Genomic DNA, 1998 nt, shown 5'->3' with positions numbered 1-1998 from the left:
CCCAATCGGCCAGGGCCTGGCCAGGCAAGGCTTCGGCGGGCTGGGCCACCGCCCGCGCGAAGGCCTGGTTGGCCTGCAACAGCCGGCCATGCTCATCCACCACGGCCATGGGCTCTGCGGCGGCTTGCCAGCAGGCGGCAGCCACGGCGGCCGTGTCTGCATCATTGGGCGATCCGGATCTCATGCAGGTCTCCAGCGAACTCGCTACGGCACTTCGCTGCGCGATGGGCGCAACAGACCACCCGATTCTGCGTTGCGAGGGCCCGTCACACCACCTGCGAGGCAGCGCGACGGAGCCTGCACCGCCGGCAAGCGTGGAATACTTGCCGCATGTCCAGCAGCTCCGCCCCCTACGCCTCGCCGCTCGGCGCCTACGGCCTGCCCGAAACCCGTCGCGCGGACCTGCCCGGTGGCAAGCAAATCCGCCAGGATCTGCTCGCCGCCGAGGCCATGCCGCCGATTGCCGAGGCCATGCCGCCCGGCAAGCTGTTCTTCAGTCCAAAAGGCCGCATTTCGCGCCGCGGCTTCTGGGGCGGCATGCTGGGGTTGGCCGCGCTGGGCATCGTGTTGGGCGCGCTGCTGAACATTGCCGGCTTCCACGGTGAACGGGTCGAGGGCCTGGTCAACCTGCTGCTGGCCTGGCCCGCTTTCGCCGTCTCTGCCAAGCGCTGGCACGACCGCGACCGCAGCGCCTGGTGGGTGCTGGTGGCCCTGATCCCCGTGGTCGGCTTCCTGTGGCTGCTGGTGGTCAACGGCCTGCTGCCGGGCATGAAGGGCGACAACCGGTTCGGACCCCCGCCGCACGAGGGGCGACTGAGCACCGGCTGAGCCGGCGATCCGACACCTCCCTATCCTGTGGATGGCAGCGTCGCCGGGGTCTGGGCGATACTTCACGCGCTTTCGGCACGGGGCCGAACAGCCCATGCCACACCGTGGCGCATAAAGATCTTCAGGGAGAGTTTCAGATGCACGATGCTTCCGTGCGGCGCCAGCTCAGGCGCCTGGGCCTGGTATTGCTTTCTGCCAGCCTTGTGGCCTGCACGACGGTGCGGCCCGTTGCGTTGAACCAGGCTGACAAGCCGTCGATTTACGGCCGCATGGATGACCTGCATCTGGGCGACAAAGTCACCATCGCGACCACCGACGGCCGGACCCTGGAACTGAAACTCACCGAGGTGCAGCGCGGCGTGATCGAAGGCAAGGTCGAAGGACAGGACACGGCCATCAGACTGCGCGACGAGGACATCAAGGACATCCAGCGCGTGGAGGTCTCCGGTGGGAAGACCATGGGCATGGCAACCGGCGTCTTCGTTGCTGTTGTGGTCGTGCCGATGCTGCTCCTCATACGTGCGCTGACCATCAGCAGCAACTCGGCCAAGAACTCCAGCCACTGAGGCACCCCGGCCAAATCAGTACTTCTCGCTGGAGCCCGCCAGGCGCAAATACCAATGCGCCAGCCAGGCCACCAGCCCGCGGCCCAGCATCGCGCCGAGGCCGGTGCGCAGCGGGGCGACCAGGATGCGGCTGGACACGGCCATGGCCTGGTCCAGTTCCTCGCTCAGTGCGGCGGCAAAGCCGGTGTTGCGCACGACGATGTTGGCTTCCAGGTTCAGCAGCAGCGACAGCGGGTCCACATTGGAGCTGCCGACCGTGGCCCATTCATCGTCGGCCACGGCCGCCTTGGCATGCAGGAAGGCCGGGATGTATTCGTAGACTTCGACGCCTGCGGTCAGCAGTTCGTCGTACATGACCCTGGCCGCCAGGCCGGCCAGCCGGTAGTCCAGCTTGCCCTGCAGCAGCAGGCGCACCTGAACGCCCCGCCGCGCAGCCTTGATCAGCGCACGCCTGAAACTGCGGCCGGGATAGAAGTACGGCGTCACCAGCTGGACGCGGACATTCGCCATGCGGATCGCATCGATCATGCAGCGCTCGATGGTGCGGCGCTGGCGCAGGTTGTCGCGCACCACGAAGGCGGCGACCACCGGTGTGTCGTCGGCC

At 67.4% G+C, this 1998-nt stretch carries 4 protein-coding genes; 2 read left to right on the top strand and 2 right to left on the bottom strand.

What is annotated here, in order from left to right; translation table 11 throughout:
• On the bottom strand, window positions 1-184 hold a 184-nt coding region (locus tag FKP22_RS28530; RefSeq protein ID WP_141291488.1), incomplete at its 3' end, for a PAS domain-containing protein.
• A 146-nt stretch (window positions 185-330) separates the two neighbouring features.
• Here FKP22_RS28530 and FKP22_RS28525 point away from each other — a divergent pair.
• Together FKP22_RS28525 and FKP22_RS28520 are read left to right on the top strand one after the other, a co-directional pair.
• Complete coding sequence (locus FKP22_RS28525; protein ID WP_141291487.1) at window positions 331-828, top strand: DUF805 domain-containing protein; 498 nt, start codon at window positions 331-333, stop codon at window positions 826-828.
• Window positions 829-965: 137 nt separating this feature from the next.
• Window positions 966-1394: a hypothetical protein gene (locus tag FKP22_RS28520; protein WP_141291485.1), complete on the top strand. Its 429-nt coding sequence runs from the start codon at window positions 966-968 to the stop codon at window positions 1392-1394.
• A 15-nt stretch (window positions 1395-1409) separates the two neighbouring features.
• Here the strand turns inward: FKP22_RS28520 and FKP22_RS28515 are convergent.
• Window positions 1410-1998 (bottom strand): phospholipase D-like domain-containing protein (locus FKP22_RS28515; RefSeq protein WP_233446991.1); only part of this gene is annotated, 589 nt, incomplete at its 5' end.

It is taken from the genome of Ideonella azotifigens (genome assembly GCF_006519715.1).
Taxonomy (GTDB): domain Bacteria; phylum Pseudomonadota; class Gammaproteobacteria; order Burkholderiales; family Burkholderiaceae_C; genus Ideonella; species Ideonella azotifigens.
This window is presented reverse-complemented; position numbering and strand designations above follow the sequence as displayed.